This is a genomic window from Emticicia sp., from assembly GCF_049241225.1.
In the GTDB taxonomy this organism is placed as follows: domain Bacteria; phylum Bacteroidota; class Bacteroidia; order Cytophagales; family Spirosomataceae; genus Emticicia.
Genome location: NZ_JBMLRC010000109.1, coordinates 20,648 through 23,286, shown reverse-complemented (window position 1 = coordinate 23,286; position 2,639 = coordinate 20,648). Strand labels below are relative to the sequence as shown.

General features: G+C 37.1%; 4 protein-coding genes and 1 pseudogene. 1 reads left to right on the top strand and 4 read right to left on the bottom strand.

The genetic code is table 11. The annotated features are described in order from the left end of the window. Positions 1-239: pseudogene (locus ACOVO2_RS06925) on the bottom strand (glycoside hydrolase family 127 protein); the annotation flags it as partial. A gap of 170 nt (positions 240-409) precedes the next feature. Between ACOVO2_RS06925 and ACOVO2_RS06920 the strand changes: the two are divergent. Further along, positions 410-688, top strand: a complete 279-nt coding sequence (locus tag ACOVO2_RS06920; RefSeq protein ID WP_421769268.1) for a SelT/SelW/SelH family protein — start codon at positions 410-412, stop codon at positions 686-688. A 4-nt stretch (positions 689-692) separates the two neighbouring features. Here ACOVO2_RS06920 and ACOVO2_RS06915 read toward each other — a convergent pair whose 3' ends face one another. From ACOVO2_RS06915 to ACOVO2_RS06905, 3 genes are all read right to left on the bottom strand, one after another. Continuing rightward, positions 693-1,292: an intradiol ring-cleavage dioxygenase gene (locus ACOVO2_RS06915; protein WP_421769267.1), complete on the bottom strand. Its 600-nt coding sequence runs from the start codon at positions 1,290-1,292 to the stop codon at positions 693-695. Between the two features lie 13 nt (positions 1,293-1,305). After that, the gene (locus ACOVO2_RS06910) at positions 1,306-2,061 is read right to left on the bottom strand and encodes a LytR/AlgR family response regulator transcription factor (protein WP_421769266.1); all 756 of its coding nucleotides are present in this window, start codon (positions 2,059-2,061) and stop codon (positions 1,306-1,308) included. Further along, a partial coding sequence (locus tag ACOVO2_RS06905; protein ID WP_421769265.1) for a sensor histidine kinase occupies positions 2,058-2,639 on the bottom strand: 582 nt, incomplete at its 5' end. The genes ACOVO2_RS06905 and ACOVO2_RS06910, both read right to left, overlap by 4 nt.

Sequence of the window (2,639 nt, the reverse complement as noted above, 5' to 3'; positions counted from 1 at the left end):
CAAAGTTTTCCTGTGTGAGCAACTGCTTGCTCGAAGTTTTTGATTCGTCCCGTTTCTTTCGATTTCTGAAACGACCACGGAATCGTGACGGTTCGATTGATTTCGAGTTTTGGCAACCAAAAATTATCGCTGAGTTTTACCTGCGTAAACGGTACTCCACGATAAGGATAGTCTTTTTGAACTTGTGAAAATGAGACAAGAGATATGAGACAAAAGACAAGAGAGAGAAAACGTTTCATATTGATAGGGTTGATTTTTTTGCTAAAAATAAGAAATATTTTTTCTTATTTTGTCAAAAGTATAATTTAGATTAACCACGGAGGCACAGATTACATGGATTTACACAGAAAAAAATTTCCGTGACTCTCCGTTAAATCCGTGCCTCCGTGGTTACAAAATCAAATTGAATATGAAACCAAAAATTACACTCGAATACTGCCCGAAATGCCATTGGCTATTACGCTCGGCATGGATGGCACAAGAATTATTGACAACTTTCGAAGCCGAATTGGGCGAAGTTGGCCTCCGCCCAAGCGAAATTGCGGGAAGTTTCAAAGTTTTGCTCAACGAAGAAGTAATTTTCGACCGCAAGCGTGAAGGACACTTCCCAGAAATAAAAGAGTTAAAACAACTGGTGAGAGATTTGATTGCTCCTGAGAAATCACTGGGGCATAGCGATAGGAAATGAGGTTTTAATCATATTTTGGAATGTTTTTTCCTAAGATTATATCTCTTTTACCCACCCAAATACCTTTTTCGTTTTTGCTGATTTTTATAATTCCAGACCCTCCACGATTTTGAAAATTAGCTTTTTCACTGGCAGTCAGTAGTGGGTCTCCTTCAAAATGAAAATCATCAATCCAATATTCATTTTTATTGGGTTCTTTGATAATGGGGTGAATATGAGCTGGAAATTTTTGATTTGGATAAGCTGCTGGACGAATCGTATAGAATTTATATTGCCCATTGACATCGGTTTTTATCCAAGCACGAAGATGCCCGTGCTTACGTGCGAATTTCTGATTAGGAGCAGGTGAATAATACCCCTTGACATCTGTATGATAAACGTATAAAATCACACCAGAAGCTGGTGTTTTACCATCTTTTTGGTAAATCTTGCCACTTATTTCGAGTTTTTCGCCCGCTTCATTTTCACTGCAAATCGAAGCCTGCCACGATAGTTTTTTAGGCATTCCTGCATAAATTAGTTCACAGTCTTCGCAAGCATCACCTACATTTTTTTGAGAAAAAACATAAACTGGAATAGAAAGAATTAGAAATAGCTTTTTCATAATCGTTTGATAATTAATTTATTAGATTTTCTTTATAGTTGCGGCTCATCCGAAGCACTTTTTCATTTTTCAGAATCACCGAATAATCACCATTGAAATGCGACTGAATTTCTTTGATAAAATGCAAGTTTACGATGGTCGAACGGTGAATTCTGACAAAGTTTTTGGGGTTTAGTTTTGTCTCAAAATGCGTGAGCGTTTCGTAGAGTAAATGCTTTGTTTTTTCGGTATGAAGTGAGATATAATTCCCTTCGGCTTCTACATAAATCAAGTCGGCAATTTTTATTAATTGGATTCGACCGCCATCTTTTACGGTCACGATTTCGGCATAAGTTGGTTGTGCTATTTGTTGAAAAAATTGTCCATATTTCTCAAAAACCGCCGAAAACTCTTGTTTATTGGTCAATTCCAATTGCTTCAGCACTTTCTGAAACATTCGGTCGAAACGCTCATCATCGAAAGGTTTTAGCAGATAATCAATGGCATTTGTCTCGAATGCCTGAATCGCATAATTATCAAATGCCGTCACGAACACAATCAACGGCAACTTGCTCACATTCAACGATTTAGCCAAATTAATACCATTCATTTCGGGCATCTGAATATCCAAAAAAACTACGTCTGGCTCGTGTTTTTCGATGGCTTTCAAGGCTGTTTTTCCATCATTACAAGTTTCCACCAACTCAATTTCCGAGTAGCGTTTAAGTTGGTTTTGCAAGATTTCTCTCGCAATCAATTCATCGTCGGCTATCAAAACTTTATAGGTCATTTCAGTAGCGGTAAGGTTATCGTTACGCACACACCTCTATCGGGGGCGTTGCTCAAAATATTGATACTTGTTTCTTCTCCAAAAAGGTTTTTCAAACGCTCTTGGGTATTCATTAACCCAATTCCAAACCTAAAATCTGAGAAAGTTTCGATGCCGTTATCTTTCACCGAAAGCATGAGTTGGGTTTCGGTATTTTTTGCAGAAATCTCAATTTCTCCTTGTTTGGAAAATGGCTCTACGCCGTATTTGATGGCGTTTTCTACGATTGGTTGCAAAAGCATTGGTGGCACAAATACTTCTTGTAAGCTATTGTCTATCAATATTTTACAAGCTAACCTATCTTCAAAACGTATTTTCAAAATATCTAAATAAAGCTCTAAAAGATGAATTTCATTTTTTAGTTTTACCAAATCTTCGTTGTTTTCTTTTAGACTTAGCCGTAGTAAATCGCTTAGCTTGATGAGCATTTGTGTGGCTTTTTCGGTATCGCCTTTTTGCATCAAACCAATGATATTATGATGAGTATTAAACAAAAAATGTGGCTGTAACTGAATCTTCAAGGCACTCAATTTGGTTTC

Coding starts and splice junctions, on each gene's coding strand:
- ACOVO2_RS06920 (WP_421769268.1), top strand. CDS start 410: ATGAAACCAAAAATTACACTCGAATACTGCCCGAAATGCCATTGGCTA.
- ACOVO2_RS06915 (WP_421769267.1), bottom strand. CDS start 1,292: ATGAAAAAGCTATTTCTAATTCTTTCTATTCCAGTTTATGTTTTTTCT.
- ACOVO2_RS06910 (WP_421769266.1), bottom strand. CDS start 2,061: ATGACCTATAAAGTTTTGATAGCCGACGATGAATTGATTGCGAGAGAA.